Source organism: Lentzea fradiae, assembly GCF_900100955.1.
Taxonomy (GTDB): domain Bacteria; phylum Actinomycetota; class Actinomycetes; order Mycobacteriales; family Pseudonocardiaceae; genus Lentzea; species Lentzea fradiae.
In genome coordinates this window covers 374,113-389,820 of the sequence record NZ_FNCC01000004.1, presented here as the reverse complement: position 1 = coordinate 389,820, position 15,708 = coordinate 374,113, and the positions used below count along the sequence as shown (strand labels likewise).

Sequence of the window (15,708 nt, the reverse complement as noted above, 5' to 3'; positions counted from 1 at the left end):
CTGCGCCCAAACCCCTAAACGTCGAGCAGGGGCACGACCTCCTTGGTCCAGAACTCGAAGAACTCCTCCTGGTTCTTGCCGATCTGCTGCACGTAGACCTCGTCGAACCCGGCGTCGGCGAACTCCTTGAGCTTCTTCGCGTACTGCTCCGGGTCGGGGCCGCACGGCATGGAGTCGCGGATCATCTCCGGCGTCACGAGCTCGGACGCCTGCTCGAAGTGCTTGGGCGTCGGCAGCACCTGGGCCAGCTCACCGGGCAGGCCGTCGTTGGGCCACAACCGGTGCGCCGTCGACACCGCCTCCTCCTCGGTCCGCGCGTAGCAGATCTTGAGGCCGCTCTGGGCGGGTCCGCGACCGCCTTCCTCGCGGTACTTCTCGACCAGGTCGCCTGCCGGGCCGACGCTCACGTAACCGTCACCGCAGCGCGCCGCCAGCTTGACGGCCTTCGGGCCGAACGCGGACACGTAGATCGGCACCGGGCGTTCGGGCACGGTGTAGATGCGGGCGTTCTCGACGGTGTAGTGCTTGCCGTGGTGGGTGACCTCGTCGCCCTGGTGCAGCGTGCGGATGAGGCCGATCGCCTCCTCCAGCATCTCCAGCCGCACGTCGGCGGACGGCCAGTGGTCGCCCAGCACGTGCTCGTTCAGCGCCTCGCCGCTGCCGACGCCGAGGACGAACCTGCCCTCGGTCTGGACGGCCGCGGTGGCCGCGGCCTGGGCGATGACCGCCGGGTGGATGCGGACCGTCGGGCACGTCACGGCCGTGGTGATCGGCAGCGCGACCCGCTCGGACAGGGCGCCGATCGTGCCCCACACGAACGGCGACTGGCCCTGCTCGTCGTTCCACGGGTGGTAGTGGTCCGAGATCCACAACGCCTCGAACCCGTTGTCCTCGGCCATCTTCGCGTGCCGGACGAGCTCGCGCGGGCCGTGTTCTTCTGACGAGAGGAAGTAGCCGAGTTTCACGGGAGGAACTCCTGGATCTTGGTCTGCACGCCCCTGCGCAGCAGGTCCCAGGCATCGGGATCGCCACGCAGCACGGCTTCGGTCATGTCCTTGATCTGGTCGAACGTCGCGTGCGGCGGGATCGGCGGCACGTTCGGGTCGCAGCGCACGTCGAGCACGGTCGTCCCGTCGAACGCGAGCGCGGTGTCCCACGCGGCGCCGAGCTTCTCCGGGTCGTCGACCTCGATGCCCTGCAACCCGATCGATTGCGCGAAGGCCGCGTACGACAGGTCCGGAAGGGTCTGCGACTCCTCGAACTTAGGAGCGCCGCCCATCGCGCGCAGCTCCCACGTGACCTGGTTGAGGTCGTTGTTGTGGAAGACGCACACCACACAGCGGATGCCGTAGTGCCGCAACGTGAGCAGTTCCGCCATCCCGTTCATCTGCATCGCGCCGTCACCGACCAGCGCGATCAGCGGCCGGTCCGGCTGGGCGAACGCGGCGCCCAGCGCGTACGGGACCGCGCAGCCCATCGTGGCGAGGGTGCCGGACAGCGACGACCGCACCCCCTCCTTGATCTTGAGCTGCCGGGCGTACCAGTTCGTCGCCGAACCGGAGTCCGCGGTGACGATCGCGTTGGCGGGCAGGCGGTCCGAGAGCTCCGAGACGATCCGCATCGGGTTGACGGGGTCGGCGGGCACCCGCGACTGCCGGTCCATGACCTCCCACCAGCGGGCGACGTCCGACTCGATCTTCTCCCGCCACGAGCGGTCGGTCTTGTGCCGCAGCAACGGGATCAGCGCCCGCAGCGTCTCCAGCGCGTCACCGACGAGGTTCACCTCGGTCGGGTAGCGCATGCCGATGGAGCGGCCGTCCAGGTCGATCTGCACGCCGCGCGCGGAGCCGAACTTCGGCAGGAACTGCGAGTACGGGAAGTTCGACCCGACGATCAGCAACCTGTCGCAGTCGCGCATCATCTCGTACGACGGCCGGGTGCCCAGGATGCCGATCGAGCCTGTCACGTACGGCAGGTCGTCGGGCAGGACGTCCTTGCCCAGCAACGCCTTCGCGACTCCCGCGCCGAGCAGGTCCGCGACCTCTCCCACCTCGGCGGCGGCACCGCGGGCGCCCTGCCCGACGAGGATCGCGACCTTCTCGCCGGAGTTGAGCACCTCGGCGGCGGCGCGCAGCTCCTCGTCCGACGGCACGGTGACCGAGAACGGACGGGACGGCGGGCTGGACGGGATGTGCTTGAACTCGTGCTGGGGCGGCTCGTAGTCCTGCTCCTGCACGTCGTTCGGGATGATCAGCACGGCCGGGGCGCGCTCGGTCCGCGCGGTGCGCATCGCCCGGTCGAGGGCGTTCGGCAGCTGCTCGGGCACCGTGACGTCGACCAGGTACGAGGCGACGTCGCGGAACAGCGAGTGGAGGTCGACCTCCTGCTGGTAGCTGCCGCCGATCGCGGTGCGGGCGGTCTGGCCGACGATCGCGACGACCGGCACGTGGTCGAGCTTGGCGTCGTAGAGACCGTTGAGCAGGTGGATCGCGCCGGGGCCGCTGGTGGCCAGGCACACGCCGACGTCGCCGCTGAACTTCGCGAACCCCACGGCGGCGAACGCGGCCATCTCCTCGTGCCGGGTCTGGACGAACTTCGGGTCGTTGTCCGCCTTGCCGAACGCGGCCACGATCCCGTTGATGCCGTCGCCGGGGTAGGCGAAGACCTGCTTCACGCCCCAGTCGCGCAAGCGTCCGACGACGTAGTCACCGACGGTCATGAGGAGTTCCCCTCCAGGACGTACACCGTGTAGGCGGACCGGATGATCGGCTGCGCGACGTTGCGGACGCGCACACCACCCGGGGTCATGCCCTGTTCGGTGCCGAAGTGCGCGTGGCCGTGCACCGCGAGGTGCGTGCCGGTGGCGTCGATGGCCTCGCCGAGCAGGTAGGAGCCGAGGAACGGGTAGATCTCCGGCGGCTCGCCGCGCAACGTGTCGGGCACCGGCGCGTAGTGCGTCAGCGCCACCTTGATGTCGGTGTCCAGTTCGGACAGTGCGCCGCGCAGGTCGTCCGCGATGTCGCAGGTGTGCTGGATGAACGCCTTCATCTCGCGTTCGCCGAACGCGCTGCCGCACTTGCCCGCGAACCCGCCGCCGAACCCCTTCACGCCCGCGACGCCGATCGAGCAGCCGTTCACCCGGTGGGTGAAGGTCGTGCCCTCCAGCACGTGGATGCCCTTGTCCTGCAACGTCTTGGTGACTTCGAGCGGCTTGTCGTCGTGGTGGTCGTGGTTGCCGAGCACGGCGACCACCGGCACCGGGAGGTCGGCGAACTCGTCCGCGACCACCTCGGCCTCCGCCACGGTGCCGTGCCGGGTCAGGTCACCGGCCAGCAGCAGCACGTCCGCGCGCTCGCCGACGTTCTCCAGAGCGGGGCGCAGGTGCCCGCGCATGTCCTCGCCGAGGTGGATGTCCCCGACCGCCGCGACGCGGATCATCGCAGGTCCTCCTCACCCTCCGGTTCACCCGCCGGGGTCACCCGGACGTCGTTCAGGATCTTGAGATCGGGCGCGGCCTCGCGCAGGACCTCCTCGATCAGCGCGCGTCGTTCGGCGCAGGCCACGTCGCCGGAGAGCATCGCGTTGTCCCCGCGCACCGTGATCCGGACGCCGAGCTCCGCCGTTCTGGGGTCCTCGGCCACCGCCCTACGCAGATTTGCCGCCAGGTACTGCTCGGATTCCATTGCCGCCCCTCCCGATGATCTCCAAGCGCTCGATGAGCAGCAGGAACGCCTCGGCGTACGGCGAGTGCCTCGTGTCCTCGCGCACGCGGTCCCAGTCGATCTGCTCGCGGAGAGCGCGCGCGAACGGCAGCAGCTCGCTGAAGTCGCACCGGTGCCCGTCCAGCACCAGCAGCTTGCTGGTGAGGACGAACGTCGCGGGCATCACCGGCAGCAGCACCGACCCGACGGGCATCTCCTCGGCCAGCGCCAGGACCTCGTCGGTGACCGGCCGCTCGTTCGGCCGGAACAGCAGGTCCACCAGCGAGTCGCCGTCGTAGACCTTCAGCAGCCAGTCCTCCGGCGGCTCGGCGGCGCGCATCCCCGCCCCCACCAGCACCCGCACGGCCTCGGTGGCGTCCTCCTCGCGCACCAGGAGGTCGACGTCGTGCTCACTCGTCGGTCCTCCCCGCGCGTAGCCGGCACAGCCTCCGGTCAGGGCGAACGGGATCTCCGCGCCACGTAGTGCCTTGGCGACCTTGGTCAACGTCCGCAGCAGTTCCGCCTGCACGTCGCTCATGCACTCGCGGTTACCCGGCGGCGCGCGGGGTGAACCTCAGTCCGTGGCGAGGCGCGCGTGGGTCTCGGTGTCGTAGCGGACGCCGTCGTAGAGCAGCCGGGCCCGTTCCACCCCTTCGGTCAGGAAGCCCGCCGCCGTGGCGACCCGGCAGGACGCGGGGTTGTCCAGGCGGTGCGCGAGCTCCAGGCGGAACAGGCCCAGCTCCGCGAAGGCGAACTCGGCGACCGCCCGGCAGGCCCTGGTCGCGAGCCCGCGGCCCCGCGCCTCCTCGCGCGTCCAGTAGGAGATCCAGCCGGTCAGGTGACGACGCTCCACGCCGGACACGGTGACGTTGCCCGCGGGCACGCCCTCGTGCAGCACGGCGAACGAGTAAGCGCTGTCCGCGTGGCGCCGGGTGGTGAGCAGGTCGATCCACTCCTCGGCGGCGGCGAGCGAGTCGATCCGGGCGGCGAACTGGCGTTCCATGAGCGGTTCGCCCGCCGCCGCGAGGATGATCGGCGCGTCGTCGGGCATCCAGGGCCGGAGCAGGGGGTCCACGCGTCCAGCGTAATTCGCGCCGGCGGCGGCAACTCGGGCGTGCCGCCGGACGTCAGAGGGACAGACGACAAGGGAGAGCTGATGGTCATCTTCGGCTGGCGCACGACGATCGAGCAGCTGCGGATGCTGCGGCTCGTGTGCGGGAACTGCCACCACCAGTCCGCGCACCACCTCTACCGGCGCCGCACGAGGCCGACCCTGTTCTTCATCCCGCTGTTCACCATCAGCAGCAAGTACGGGCTGCAGTGCACGTTCTGCGGGGTCTCCTACGACATCACCAAGATGCACGCCGATCAGCTGGTCGGCTGACGGCAGGCGTCGCAGCCGGGCGCGAACTCGTCGGTCGTGACGCGCCCGCACTCCGGGCACACCAGCTCCAGGAGGCAGACGGACTCGCCCTCGGGAACGACCTCGGCCTCGCCACCACGCTCGTCACCCGCCATTCCTCCAGCCTACGCGCGGTCCTCGCCGACAACTTTTTTGTTCAAGACCGCCTCCGCAGCCTTGACAAGAAAAGTTGTCGGTAAGAGGATGGGACCATCACGCCGGCACGAACGGGAGAAGAACCGATGGGTCACGAGTTCAAGAGCACCGACGAGATCACGGTGCCCGCCTCCGTCGAGGACGTCTGGACGGCCATCGCGACCGGACCGGGCATCGACTCGTGGTTCATGGGCCGCAACGAGGTCGCGGACGGCCGGGTCAGGACGGCGTTCGGCGAGTACGGGCCGACGTTCGAGGTCACCGGGTCCGAGTCGCCGCACCGCTTCGCCTACGGCACCGGCAAGGCACCCGACGGCCGGTTCATCGCCCACGAGTTCCTCGTCGAGGGCCGCGGCCACGGCAGCACCGTGCTGCGCATGGTCACGAGCGGCTTCCTGCCCGGCGACGACTGGGCCGACGAGTTCGAGGCGATGACGCTGGGCGGCGCGCTGTTCCGCGCCACGCTCGCCACCTACCTGACGCACTTCGCCGGCCGCACCGCCCGGCCACTCACCGTCTTCGGACCGGTGGTCGGCGACTGGGACGACGCCTGGAAGAGGCTCGACGCGGCCGTCGCCGAGAAGCTCCCGGACGCCGTCGAGTACCACCGCAACGCCCACACCGTCGGCCTGCGCACCGACAGGGCCCTGTACCGCTTCCTGCGCGGCTTCGGCGGCCCGATGATCGCCGCGCACCACGTCTTCGACGGCGACGAGTCCGAGCAGGACTGGCAGAGCTTCCTCGACACGACCCTGGGAGAGCAGGGATGACCCGCTTCACCACCTCCGCCGACGGCACGGAGATCGCCTACTCGGTCACCGGCTCCGGCCCCGCGCTCGTGCTCGTGGACGGCGCGCTGTGCCACCGGATGTTCGGTCCCTCCACCGAGCTGGCGTCCGTGCTGGACAAGAACTTCACGGTCTACACGTACGACCGGCGCGGTCGCGGTGAGACGGGCGAGGGCGTGACGCCGTGGTCGCTGGAGCGCGAGGTCGAGGACGTCGACGCGGTCATCAAGGCGGCCGGCGGCAGCGCGTTCGTCTACGGCTCGTCGTCGGGCGCGGTCCTCGCGATGGAGGCGGCCTCCCGCCTGCCAGGCATCACCCGGCTCGCGCTCTACGAGGTCCCGTTCGTCGTCGACGACACCTACCCGGCGCGGCCCGCGGACATCATCGAGCGGATGAACGCCATGCTGGAGCGCGGCGAACGCTCGAAGATGGTCTCGACGTTCATGAGGATGGTCGGCGTGCCCGGCATCGGTCTCGCGGTCATGAAGCTGACGCCGGTGTGGAAGAAGCTCAAGCTCGTCGCGCACACGCTGCCGTGGGACCTCGCGCTCCTCGGCTCGGACGGACGCGGCTCGAAGCTGCCGGCCGACCGGTGGAACGTGAAGGTGCCGACGCTCGCGATGGACGGCGGGAAGAGCCCCGAGTACCTCCGCAACGCCATGAGCGACGCGGCGGAGGTGCTGGGTGCGGACCACAAGACGCTGCCGGGTCAGACGCACGTGGTCAAGTCCTCGGTCATCGCGCCGGAGCTGGTGGAGTTCTTCTCACGGGCCCAGCGCACCGCCGGTCCCATCGCGTAGCCCGCCACGACGAACAGCCCGCCGACCAGCAGCCACCCCACCGCGCCCCAGCCGAGCACGACGGTGGTGAGCAGGGCGGGGCCGACCATGCGCGCGACGGCCGTGCCGGTCGCGAAGAAGCCCTGGTACTGGCCCTGCCGGTCGGCGGGGGCGAGGGCGAAGCCGATCTCCCACGCCCCGGAGGCGAGCATCATCTCCCCGAGCACCTGCAACGCGGCGGCCACGACGAGCAGCACCGCCGCGGACCAGGCGCCGAAGCTCGCCGCCGTCACCGCGAACACCACGCACGACGCGAGCATCACGAGACCGGCGTTCGCGACGAGCTTCGACGCGCTGCCGAGCCCGGTGACGCGTCCGGCGATCCGCACCTGGAACAGCACGACGGCCGCGGTGTTGAGCACCAGCAACGCGGCCGCGAGCCAGGTCGGCGCGGCGGTGCGCTGCACGATCCACAGCGGGATGATCAGGCTGAGCAGCGGCATGTAGAGCAGCATCACGGCGTTGACCAGGGTGACCAGGGCGTACGGGCGGTCCTTGAGCACGTCGAACCGGCCCGCGGCCTTGGTCATCACCGTCTCCGGCAGCGTCGCCAGGATCGCGGCGGCGACGAGGAAGCTCACCACGTCGAGGACGAACACGGCCGTGTACGCGGCCTCCGTGCCGATGTGCAGCGCGACACCGCCCGCCGCCGCGCCGATCGCGATGCCCGCGTTGGCGGTCGACTGGATGCGGGCACGGGCCCGCGTGCGCTCCAGCGGCGTGGTCAGTCCGGCGAGCAGGGCCTGCCTGGCCGCCTGCAACCCGCTCTGGCAGCTCGCGTACACGCACATGACCAGCACGAACGCGATGAAGCCTCGGGTGAGGAGCAGGACGCCGATGCTCGCGGCGGTCGCGCCCGCGAGCACGACGGCGGTGGTGCGCGGCCCCCACCGGTCGGCGAGGTGCCCCAGGGCGACCCCGGCGACGGCGCCGACGCCCCACGCGAGGGTCAGCGCGAGGCCGACCCGCGTGGCGCTCAGGCCCACGACCTGGGTGAAGTACAGCGCGGAGACGACGATGAAGCCGCCGTCCCCGATCGAGTTGCTGAGCTGTGCGCCCGCGAGCCGCCTGGTCATGTCTTGACCGTAGAACCGCGATTGACCCTCTTCACGGGCCAAGTCCGACCGCTTTTCTTGGGCCAATCCGCCGCGCGGTCAGGGGTGCATCTTCGCGCCCTTGAAGATCTTGTCCACGGCGTTCTTCTGGCCGTGCACCGCGATGCCGACCAGGTCGAGGTCCTGGGTGTGCACCTTGCGGACGGCGGCGCGGTTGTCGGCGTCGTTGCCGGTCGCGAACAGGTCGGCGGTGAAGATCGTCATCGGCTGGTTGCGGGTCAACGCGCGCTGGTGGGCCTTCTTGACCAGGCCGGCGTCGCCTTGGAGAACCACGACGGGCTGGCCGAACATCGGCAGGTACCGCACGTCGTCGGCGTCGACGTACGGCTCACCGCGCAGCGTCTCGGGGAGCCCGCTGATGAGGAAGGCCGTCACGTTCAACGCCTGCCAGCCAGCCAGGTCGTCGCGCAGCAACACAGCGATCTTGGTGTCGAACATGGCCACCACGATCGTGGCAGCACCCGTTTTCCGTCTTGTACGTTCCTGACATGACCGTCGCGGCCTGGAAGCCTGCGGTGGAGGGCATCAAGGAGGTCTTCCACGCCTCCTTCACCACGCACGTCTACCCGGCGCACACGCACGACGCGTGGACGTTGATGCTGCTCGACACCGGTGCCGTGCGCTACGAGCTGGACCGGCACGAGCACGGCGCCCTCGTGGACGGCGTCACGCTGCTGCCCCCGCACGTGCCGCACGACGGCCGGTCCGCGCACCCCGCCGGGTTCCACAAGCGCGTGCTCTACCTCGACGGCTCGGTGCTGCCGTCCACACTGGTCGGCAAGGCCGTCGACACGCCGATGCTCGCCGACCCGCTGCTGCGCCACCGCGTGCACCAGCTGCACCTCGCGCTGGACGAGCCGTTCGAGGCCGCGAGCAGGCTGGCGTTGATCACCGAACGGCTGGCGCACCACTTCGCGGGCACCGCGCCTGCCCGCCACGCCGACCCGACGCTGGCCGACCGGTTGCGGCAGCTGCTGGACGCCTCGCTGCCGGACGGGATGACGCTGACCGCGGCGGCCCAGGAGCTGCGGACGAGCCCGACGCACCTGGTGCGGGCGTTCAGCCGCCGGTTCGGGCTGCCGCCGCACCGGTACCTGACCGGGCGCAGGGTCGACCTCGCACGCGGGTTCCTCGTGGAGGGACGGCCGGTGGCGGAGGCGGCGGTGCTGGCCGGGTTCCACGACCAGTCGCACCTCACCCGCCACTTCCGCCGTGTGCTGGGTACGAGCCCCGGCCGGTTCGTACGCTGAGCCCGTGCACGTCGGCATCCTCGGCCCCGTTGAAGCCCGGTCCCCCGAAGGCGAGATCGCGATCGGTGGGCCGCGTCCGCGCACCCTGCTGGCGTTGCTCGCGGTGCGGGTCGGCGAGATCGTGCCGCTCGACCGGCTGGTGGACGAGCTCTACGGCTCCGCGCCACCGGCGGACGCCGCGAACGCCTTGCAGGCCCAGGTGTCGCGGCTGCGGCGGGCGCTCGGCGACGCCGGGCTGGTCGAGTTCCACCCGGCCGGCTACCGCCTCGCGCTCGCGCCGGACCAGGTCGACGCGCACCGGTTCGCCGCGCTGGCCGCCGACGGCGAGAAGGCGTTGGAGCAGGGCGACGCGCGGGCGGCCGAATCCCTTCTGACACAAGCACTTCAGCTCTGGCGCGGCCCCGCGCTCGCCGACGTGCCCGCCCCCGGCCACGCGACCCGGCTGGAACAACAGCGGTCCGCGGCCACGAGCGCGCTGGTGGCCGCACGGCTGCGGCTCGGCACGGCCGACGTGGCGGAGATCGAGGAACTGGTGCGGCAGCACCCGTTGGACGAACGGCTGCGCGGCTACCTCATGCGGGCGTTGCACCAGGACGGCCGCCAGGCCGAGGCGCTGCGGGCGTTCGAGGACGCCCGCGCGGTGCTGGCGGAGGAGCTCGGCGTCGACCCGTCCGCCGAGCTGCGGGACGTCCACCTGCAGATCCTGCGCGGGCAGACCCACCGCACACCCCCGGCCCAGCTGACCAGCTTCGTGGGCAGGCAGGACGAGCTGCGCCGGATCGCCGCGCTCACGTCGAGGCTCGTCACGCTCACCGGCCCCGGCGGCGCGGGCAAGACCCGCCTCGCGGTGCAGGCCGCGCCGTCGGCGATCTTCGTGGACCTGGCACCGGCCAAGGACGTCGCGGCGGCGACGTTGCAAGCGCTGGGGCTCAAGGAAACCGTGCTCGAACCCCAGGACCGGCTCACGCTGGCGCTGCGCGAACGCGACGCGGTGCTGGTGCTCGACAACTGCGAGCACGTGGTCGTCCAGGCCGCCCAGCTGGCCCAGCACCTGCTCGGCACGTGCCCGTCGCTGCGCATCCTCGCCACCAGCCGCGAGCCGCTCGGCATCATCGGCGAGACGCTGTGCCCGGTGCCGCCGCTCGACGCGGAGCAGAGCGTCGCGCTGTTCACCGACCGGGCCCGGCTGGTGCACCCCGCGTTCGTGCCGGACGAGCACACCGCCCGCATCTGCCGCGAGCTCGACGGGCTGCCGCTCGCCATCGAGCTCGCCGCCGCCCGCGTGCGGACGCTGACCACCGAGGAGATCGCGAACCGGCTGGACGACCGGTTCCGCCTGCTCACCAAGGGCAACCGCGCCGCCGCACCGCGCCACCGGACGTTGCGCGCCGTCGTCGAGTGGAGCTGGGACCTGCTGTCCGAGGACGAACGCGACCTCGCCGCGTGCCTCGCCACGTTCGACGGCGGCGCGACGCTGGAGGCCGTGGAACGGGTGTGCGGGCACGACGTCGAGGTGCTCGACGCGTTGGTGGACAAGTCGCTGGTGGAGGCGGTCGACGGCCGCTACCGGATGCTGGCGACCATCCGCGAGTTCTGCGCCGAGCACAAACGCGTCGACGCCGGGCACGCCGCGTACTTCGAGGACCTCGCCCGGCGGGCCGACCCCGAGCTGCGCCGCCACGACCAGCTCCGGTGGCTCGCGCGGATGTCCGCCGAGCACGCCAACCTCGTGCAGGCCGTCGAGTGGGCCACCGAGCACGACCCGGACCGGGCGCTGCGGCTCGTCGGCGCCCTCGCCTGGTACTGGTACGTGAAGGGCAGCCGCGCGGAGGTCGGGGACGTCGCCAAGAAGCTCCTCGCGCGGGTGCCGGAGGAGGTCACCGAGGAGTACGCGACCCTGCTGGCCCTAGCGGCCCCCGACCGCGTGGAGGCCGTCCTGCGGCAGCTGTCCGGCCCGATCCGGCAGCCGTTCGTCCTCGTCGCCTGGGCGTTGCTGACCGGCCCGCCGGACCCCGGCTCGCCGCGCACCCCGCTGCAGGAGGCCGTCCGGACCAGCGACGACCCGTGGATGCAGGGCCTGCTGGGGTTCAGCGACGCCTACACGACGTGGGTCACGACCGGCGACCGGGCGGAGGCGATCCGCGCGGCGCGCGTGGCGCTGGGACGGTTCCAGGACCTGGGCGAGCGCTGGGGCCGCGCCCAGATCATCGACGTGCTGGCCTCCCTGACCGAGGACCCCCGCGAAGCCCTGGAGCTGACCGACGAGGCGCTCAGGGCGGTCTCCGAGCTGGGTGCCGTCGAGGAGCTGGCCGAGCTGCGCGTCCGCCGCGCCGACCGGCTGCTCGACCTCGACCAGGACCAGGCGGAGCGCGACTACCGGCTGGCGCTCGACCTGGCCACGCGGGCCGGACTCGCCACCACCCGCACCCTCGCCACCGCGGGCCTCGCCGAGATCGCCCTCCGCCGGGGCGACCCGGCACGGGCCGAGGCGTTGCTGCACGAGGCCCGCGGGGAGGCCGGGTCCGGGTGGAGCCACGCGACGGCCCAGCGGCAGGTGGAGGAGGCGCTCAGCGCGCTGGCGCGTACTCGGGGAGCTTGATGGCCGTCGCCGCGCGCAGGTCCATCCGCGCGACCGCCGGCATCTTCGGCAGCAGCCCGTACGCCCGGTCCCGCAGCCACATGCCGAGCCTGCTGCCGGGCGCGAGGAACGGCCCGGGGTTGCCCTGGCAGCCACGCGCGTACGGGCCGACCAGGGCCTCGTACCGGGCGAACGCGTCCCCGCCCGCCGCCAGCTCCCCCGCCAGCACGTAGGCGGACACGACGGCGAGCCCGGTGCCCATGCCGCCGAGCGTCGACCCGTACCCGGCGTCGCCGACCAGCGTGACGCGGCCGGAGCTGACCGTCGGCATCCGCACCTGGCTGATCGAGTCGAAGTAGACGTGCGGTGCCACCAGGTCCGGCATGAGCTCCGGTGGCACGGACGACTTGTACATCAACCATCCCGGCGCGCTGATCACACCGGGCGCGCACGTGAGGTCGCGGTCGTCGCCGTCGGTGTCCCAGATCGCGAAGTAGTAGCCCTGGAACTTCGGCCGGTACTCGGGGAAGACCAGGCGCCGCACGCCGGACCGCATCCCGTCGGCGCCGATCACGAAGCTGAACCTCCGTGACGCCCCACGGGCGAACGTGACGTCCACGCCGTCGCCGTCGTCGTGCAGCGACGTGATCCAGTCGCCGAACACGTACTCCGTGTCGGCGGCAGTGCGTTCGTAGAGCAACCGCGAGAGATCGCCGCGGAGGATCTCCACCTCCCCCGCGGTGAACGACGCGGGCAGCCGTGCCCGTTCGCGTCCGTCGAGACCGCGGAACACCATGTCCCGCGGCGTGGTCCGGGCGGCCCGCACCGCGTCGAGCACGCCCATCCGCCTCAGCACGGACAGGTGCGCCTCGCCGCGGAAGTCGACGGCCTGGCCACCGGGGCGCAACGACGGCGCCCGTTCGACGACGACCGGGGTGAAACCGAAGTGCCGCAACCAGTAGGCGAGCGCGGGCCCGGCGATCCCCGCTCCCGAGATGAGTACGTCCATGCCGGGAAGGGAACGCCGGGCCGCTGACCGTCCGCCTACGACTGGCTGATGATCTTCAACATCTGCTGGACCTGGCCCTGGCGCGTGGTCACCACGCGCTCGGCGTACGCGGTGGCCTCCGGGTTCGACCCCTCCTTCTGCTCCTTGAGGGCCATCTCCACGGCGGAGCCCTGGTGACCGGCCATCAGGTTGAGGAAGGTGGCGTCGAACTCGGCTCCGCTCTGGTTCTTGGTGTCGTCGATGACAGCGGCGTCGAGCAGCGGCTCGCCACCGTGGGCGGCGTGCAGGCTCGCCCCGTCACCTTCCGGCTTGTCCCAGAGCTTCAGCCAGGACTTCAGCATGTCGAGCTCCTCGCGCTGGGTCACGTCGATCGCGCCCGCGAGGTCCTTGGCCTCCTGGCTGGTGGCCTTGGACAGCGCCACCTGCGACAGGCTGATGCCGAGCTGCAGGTGGTCGACCATCATCTGCACGAACACGACGTCCGTGTCGTTGAACCGCGCGCCGGCCGCGGGTGGCGCGGCGGAGGACGCGTCGTGGCCGTGGGCACCCTGGCCCTGCGGCACGACCGCCTCCCCGCCGCACCCCGCGAGCGCCAGTGCAGCGACCGTCATCACGATCACCAGGCGCTTCATCGGATCAGACCCGCTCCCACAGAGCAGGGACGATCGGCGGCTCCCAGCCGGTCAGCGTGGTGTGGCCCTGGCGGCACCGGTAGGTGGCACCGCCGAAGGTCACCTGCGACCCGGTCGCGTACGCGACGTTCGGCGCCCACGACCCGCCACCGCCACCGGGCTGCTGGGTGGGCTGGGTCGGGTTCGGCCGGGTGGGCTCCGACGTGGGAGCGGGCGGCTTCGTGGTGGTGCTGGTGGGCGGAGGCGTCGTGGTGCCACCACCACCGCCACCGTTGATGTTGACGTCGATGCAGTTGTAGAACGCGTTGCCGGTGTCGGCGATGTTCCAGACGGCGAAGATCTTCTGCCGTCCGGAGAACCCGCTCAGGTCGATGGTGTGCCGCACCGACCCGGACGGCGCCGCGTTGCCGCCGTCGACGAACCCGACGCGCGTGCCGTTGATGAAGTACTCGTAGTTGCTCGTCTTGTGCCGGGCCGTGAAGGTCCAGCCGATCGTCAGACTGGTGCCGGTGCTGGTCACCTGCCAGTTCTTGTTGTCGTCGTTGAGCTCCTCGAAGTCGCCACGGGCGCCGTTGCAGTTCATCATGCCCTTGGGACCTTCCGAGCTCTGCGGCTCGAAGGTCGGCGCTCCACAGGGGACGGTCTTGAGCGCGCACTGCGCCGACCGGCTGGGCGGCGACGAGACGTACCCGTGCGCGCTGGCCGAGCCGACCGGCGAGATGACCACGATTGCAGGGACAGCGGCCAGGACCAGCGCCGCTTTACGCGTGAACTTCATTCTTTCCGAACTCCTCGGATCGTTCCCGGACAGGGGGGAATCCCGTAGGCAGGGGGGCGGGAACCGGAAGCGCGCTCCAGCGACGCTCACCGATCCAGTTTCGGTTGGTCTAGACCATAAACCGGTCTTCGGAAAGTGGTCAAGTGACCACGACTGACGAACCGAAGCCATTGTGCACCAACAGGTCCACCACACAAACCGGTACCACCGGTAACCCGTTCGGCCGCACCACCCCCGCCACTCGGCCCACCGGTAGGACCTCCGGAAAACGGGTACACCCCACCCATGCGTGATTTCGACGAACCCAGCAGGGCAGCGGGCCCCGGCGTGGTGGCCGACGGACCGGCAGGCGCGCCAACGGTCCTCGTGATCGATCCAGCAGGCGAGGCCCTGCACAACGAGATCCCCGCGACCTGGCGAGACCTGACCGACCGCCTCCGGGTGGTCTGGCTGCGCGTCCCGGCCGCACCGGGCTGGCAATCCACAGTGGACACCGTCCTGACCAGGCACAGCGACGAGGAACACCCGGTCCTCGACGTCGTCTCCAGCGGCCCCATCGCGGCAGAGGTCCTGGACCTGGCCCGCCAGCACGAGGACCTGGTCCGCTCGGTCCTGCTGGTGGACCCGGAGGTCGAAGTGGACGATCCCTTCGCCAGGACGATCGTCCGCAGCCACAACGCCGAGGACGACCGAATCCCGCCCCCACTCCCCCTGGGCCACCCCGACGTCGTGTTCAACGTGGTCAAAGCCCTGAACGAGCACTCATGACAGCTTTGTCGAAACTCGACTGAACCGGACACAACGGCCACCCGTATCCCCCGGCAGGGAACCGAGACGGGAGGCATTCATGCGTGCGCGTCTGCTCATGATCGTGCTAGGCGGCCTGCTGGCACTGACGACAGGCTGTTCCACGGTCAGCGGCGGCAACGCGGGAGAACCAGCGGCCAACGAGGCCGACGCGACGTTCTCGCTGCGCATGATTCCCCACCACCGCCAGACGATCGACATCGCCAAGGTGGCGATGGAACGCTCCCAGGACCCGTTCGTGGTGGACGTGGCCCAGAAGATCGCGAACGCGGAAGCGGGCGAGATCGAGCAGATGACCACCTACCTGCGCAGCTGGAACGTCCCCATCCCCGGCGACGACGCCAACACCACGCACAAGATGGCGGGCATGATGACCGCCAAGGACGTCGAGAACCTCAAGGCAGCACAGGGAAAGCAGTTCGACGACCTCTTCCTCGCCACCCTGTCCCGCCACCTCCGCAGCGGCATCGACATGGCCAAGGACGCCCAGGCCCAAGGCGAGCACATCGGCTCGAAGGCGTTGGCAGGCAAGATCATCGTGTCGCAGTCGGAGGTCCTGGACCAGATCGCGGCGAAGCAGAAGCCCTGACACACGGATCGGCTGGCGGAGCCCCGCGCCCGAAAACCGAGGAGACACAACCGGCAAGCCCCAA

The 15,708-nt window shown here is 70.8% G+C and carries 19 protein-coding genes; 7 read left to right on the top strand and 12 right to left on the bottom strand.

Annotated elements, in window-relative coordinates; translation table 11 throughout:
- Positions 1-14: 14 nt before the first annotated feature.
- Genes BLT23_RS11585 through BLT23_RS11560 form a run of 6 tightly spaced genes read right to left on the bottom strand, consistent with a single transcriptional unit; the run spans position 15 to position 4,776 of the window.
- Positions 15-965, bottom strand: a complete 951-nt coding sequence (locus BLT23_RS11585) for a TIGR03557 family F420-dependent LLM class oxidoreductase (RefSeq protein ID WP_090048346.1) — start codon at positions 963-965, stop codon at positions 15-17.
- Positions 962-2,719: a thiamine pyrophosphate-requiring protein gene (locus BLT23_RS11580; RefSeq protein ID WP_090048344.1), complete on the bottom strand. Its 1,758-nt coding sequence runs from the start codon at positions 2,717-2,719 to the stop codon at positions 962-964. Before BLT23_RS11580 ends, BLT23_RS11585 begins: the two co-directional genes overlap by 4 nt.
- Positions 2,716-3,438, bottom strand: coding sequence for a metallophosphoesterase family protein (locus tag BLT23_RS11575; protein ID WP_176946694.1), 723 nt, complete (start codon positions 3,436-3,438; stop codon positions 2,716-2,718). Before BLT23_RS11575 ends, BLT23_RS11580 begins: the two co-directional genes overlap by 4 nt.
- Positions 3,435-3,641, bottom strand: coding sequence for a BON domain-containing protein (locus BLT23_RS11570; RefSeq protein WP_342713654.1), 207 nt, complete (start codon positions 3,639-3,641; stop codon positions 3,435-3,437). The genes BLT23_RS11575 and BLT23_RS11570 overlap by 4 nt, the downstream gene beginning before the upstream one ends.
- 4 nt (positions 3,642-3,645) lie before the next feature.
- Positions 3,646-4,239: a nucleotidyltransferase family protein gene (locus tag BLT23_RS11565; protein WP_090048340.1), complete on the bottom strand. Its 594-nt coding sequence runs from the start codon at positions 4,237-4,239 to the stop codon at positions 3,646-3,648.
- 36 nt (positions 4,240-4,275) lie between these two features.
- Complete coding sequence (locus tag BLT23_RS11560) at positions 4,276-4,776, bottom strand: GNAT family N-acetyltransferase (protein WP_218133716.1); 501 nt, start codon at positions 4,774-4,776, stop codon at positions 4,276-4,278.
- 81 nt (positions 4,777-4,857) lie between these two features.
- On the opposite strand from BLT23_RS11560, the gene BLT23_RS11555 reads away from it, so the two are divergent.
- Positions 4,858-5,085: a zinc-ribbon domain-containing protein gene (locus BLT23_RS11555; protein WP_090048338.1), complete on the top strand. Its 228-nt coding sequence runs from the start codon at positions 4,858-4,860 to the stop codon at positions 5,083-5,085.
- On the opposite strand, the gene BLT23_RS40665 is transcribed toward BLT23_RS11555, so the two are convergent.
- Positions 5,070-5,219, bottom strand: a complete 150-nt coding sequence (locus tag BLT23_RS40665) for a hypothetical protein (RefSeq protein WP_176946693.1) — start codon at positions 5,217-5,219, stop codon at positions 5,070-5,072. The two genes, BLT23_RS11555 and BLT23_RS40665, sit on opposite strands and share 16 nt — an antisense overlap.
- Before the next feature lie 126 nt (positions 5,220-5,345).
- On the opposite strand from BLT23_RS40665, the gene BLT23_RS11550 reads away from it, so the two are divergent.
- Both BLT23_RS11550 and BLT23_RS11545 read left to right on the top strand, forming a co-directional pair.
- Complete coding sequence (locus BLT23_RS11550) at positions 5,346-6,029, top strand: SRPBCC family protein (RefSeq protein ID WP_090048336.1); 684 nt, start codon at positions 5,346-5,348, stop codon at positions 6,027-6,029.
- Positions 6,026-6,847 (top strand): alpha/beta fold hydrolase, encoded by an 822-nt coding sequence (locus BLT23_RS11545; RefSeq protein ID WP_090048334.1) that lies wholly within the window; start codon positions 6,026-6,028, stop codon positions 6,845-6,847. Before BLT23_RS11550 ends, BLT23_RS11545 begins: the two co-directional genes overlap by 4 nt.
- On the opposite strand, the gene BLT23_RS11540 is transcribed toward BLT23_RS11545, so the two are convergent.
- The gene (locus tag BLT23_RS11540; protein ID WP_090048332.1) at positions 6,757-7,962 is read right to left on the bottom strand and encodes an MFS transporter; all 1,206 of its coding nucleotides are present in this window, start codon (positions 7,960-7,962) and stop codon (positions 6,757-6,759) included. The genes BLT23_RS11545 and BLT23_RS11540 overlap by 91 nt on opposite strands.
- Before the next feature lie 78 nt (positions 7,963-8,040).
- Positions 8,041-8,439 carry a DUF2000 domain-containing protein gene (locus tag BLT23_RS11535; protein WP_090048602.1) on the bottom strand — a complete coding sequence of 133 codons (399 nt, stop codon included), beginning with the start codon at positions 8,437-8,439 and terminating at the stop codon, positions 8,041-8,043.
- Positions 8,440-8,489: 50 nt separating this feature from the next.
- On the opposite strand from BLT23_RS11535, the gene BLT23_RS11530 reads away from it, so the two are divergent.
- Together BLT23_RS11530 and BLT23_RS11525 are read left to right on the top strand one after the other, a co-directional pair.
- On the top strand, positions 8,490-9,251 hold the full coding sequence (locus BLT23_RS11530) for an AraC family transcriptional regulator (RefSeq protein ID WP_090048328.1): 762 nt from the start codon (positions 8,490-8,492) through the stop codon (positions 9,249-9,251).
- Between the two features lie 4 nt (positions 9,252-9,255).
- A complete protein-coding gene (locus tag BLT23_RS11525; RefSeq protein ID WP_176946692.1) occupies positions 9,256-11,850 on the top strand; it encodes an AfsR/SARP family transcriptional regulator in 2,595 nt (864 codons plus the stop codon).
- Here the strand turns inward: BLT23_RS11525 and BLT23_RS11520 are convergent.
- The 3 genes from BLT23_RS11520 to BLT23_RS11510 are packed head-to-tail and all read right to left on the bottom strand — an operon-like array spanning position 11,819 to position 14,248.
- Positions 11,819-12,838: an FAD-dependent monooxygenase gene (locus tag BLT23_RS11520; protein ID WP_090048324.1), complete on the bottom strand. Its 1,020-nt coding sequence runs from the start codon at positions 12,836-12,838 to the stop codon at positions 11,819-11,821. The genes BLT23_RS11525 and BLT23_RS11520 overlap by 32 nt on opposite strands.
- 35 nt (positions 12,839-12,873) lie before the next feature.
- Entirely contained in the window at positions 12,874-13,470 is a 597-nt protein-coding gene (locus BLT23_RS11515) for a DUF305 domain-containing protein (protein WP_090048322.1), read from the bottom strand.
- A 4-nt stretch (positions 13,471-13,474) separates the two neighbouring features.
- On the bottom strand, positions 13,475-14,248 hold the full coding sequence (locus tag BLT23_RS11510) for a lytic polysaccharide monooxygenase (protein WP_090048320.1): 774 nt from the start codon (positions 14,246-14,248) through the stop codon (positions 13,475-13,477).
- A 285-nt stretch (positions 14,249-14,533) separates the two neighbouring features.
- On the opposite strand from BLT23_RS11510, the gene BLT23_RS11505 reads away from it, so the two are divergent.
- A complete protein-coding gene (locus tag BLT23_RS11505; RefSeq protein WP_143035901.1) occupies positions 14,534-15,016 on the top strand; it encodes a hypothetical protein in 483 nt (160 codons plus the stop codon).
- Between the two features lie 79 nt (positions 15,017-15,095).
- Positions 15,096-15,644, top strand: a complete 549-nt coding sequence (locus BLT23_RS11500) for a DUF305 domain-containing protein (RefSeq protein ID WP_090048317.1) — start codon at positions 15,096-15,098, stop codon at positions 15,642-15,644.
- The last annotated feature ends 64 nt before the right edge of the window (positions 15,645-15,708 follow it).

Bases quoted from the DNA above. Each gene is read 5' to 3' on its own strand.
- BLT23_RS11545 (WP_090048334.1), top strand. From the start codon at position 6,026: ATGACCCGCTTCACCACCTCCGCCGACGGCACGGAGATCGCCTACTCG.
- BLT23_RS11500 (WP_090048317.1), top strand. From the start codon at position 15,096: ATGCGTGCGCGTCTGCTCATGATCGTGCTAGGCGGCCTGCTGGCACTG.
- BLT23_RS11550 (WP_090048336.1), top strand. From the start codon at position 5,346: ATGGGTCACGAGTTCAAGAGCACCGACGAGATCACGGTGCCCGCCTCC.
- BLT23_RS11530 (WP_090048328.1), top strand. From the start codon at position 8,490: ATGACCGTCGCGGCCTGGAAGCCTGCGGTGGAGGGCATCAAGGAGGTC.
- BLT23_RS11575 (WP_176946694.1), bottom strand. From the start codon at position 3,438: ATGATCCGCGTCGCGGCGGTCGGGGACATCCACCTCGGCGAGGACATG.
- BLT23_RS11515 (WP_090048322.1), bottom strand. From the start codon at position 13,470: ATGAAGCGCCTGGTGATCGTGATGACGGTCGCTGCACTGGCGCTCGCG.
- BLT23_RS11510 (WP_090048320.1), bottom strand. From the start codon at position 14,248: ATGAAGTTCACGCGTAAAGCGGCGCTGGTCCTGGCCGCTGTCCCTGCA.
- BLT23_RS11555 (WP_090048338.1), top strand. From the start codon at position 4,858: ATGGTCATCTTCGGCTGGCGCACGACGATCGAGCAGCTGCGGATGCTG.
- BLT23_RS40665 (WP_176946693.1), bottom strand. From the start codon at position 5,219: ATGGCGGGTGACGAGCGTGGTGGCGAGGCCGAGGTCGTTCCCGAGGGC.
- BLT23_RS11540 (WP_090048332.1), bottom strand. From the start codon at position 7,962: ATGACCAGGCGGCTCGCGGGCGCACAGCTCAGCAACTCGATCGGGGAC.
- BLT23_RS11580 (WP_090048344.1), bottom strand. From the start codon at position 2,719: ATGACCGTCGGTGACTACGTCGTCGGACGCTTGCGCGACTGGGGCGTG.
- BLT23_RS11505 (WP_143035901.1), top strand. From the start codon at position 14,534: ATGCGTGATTTCGACGAACCCAGCAGGGCAGCGGGCCCCGGCGTGGTG.
- BLT23_RS11520 (WP_090048324.1), bottom strand. From the start codon at position 12,838: ATGGACGTACTCATCTCGGGAGCGGGGATCGCCGGGCCCGCGCTCGCC.
- BLT23_RS11565 (WP_090048340.1), bottom strand. From the start codon at position 4,239: ATGAGCGACGTGCAGGCGGAACTGCTGCGGACGTTGACCAAGGTCGCC.
- BLT23_RS11535 (WP_090048602.1), bottom strand. From the start codon at position 8,439: ATGTTCGACACCAAGATCGCTGTGTTGCTGCGCGACGACCTGGCTGGC.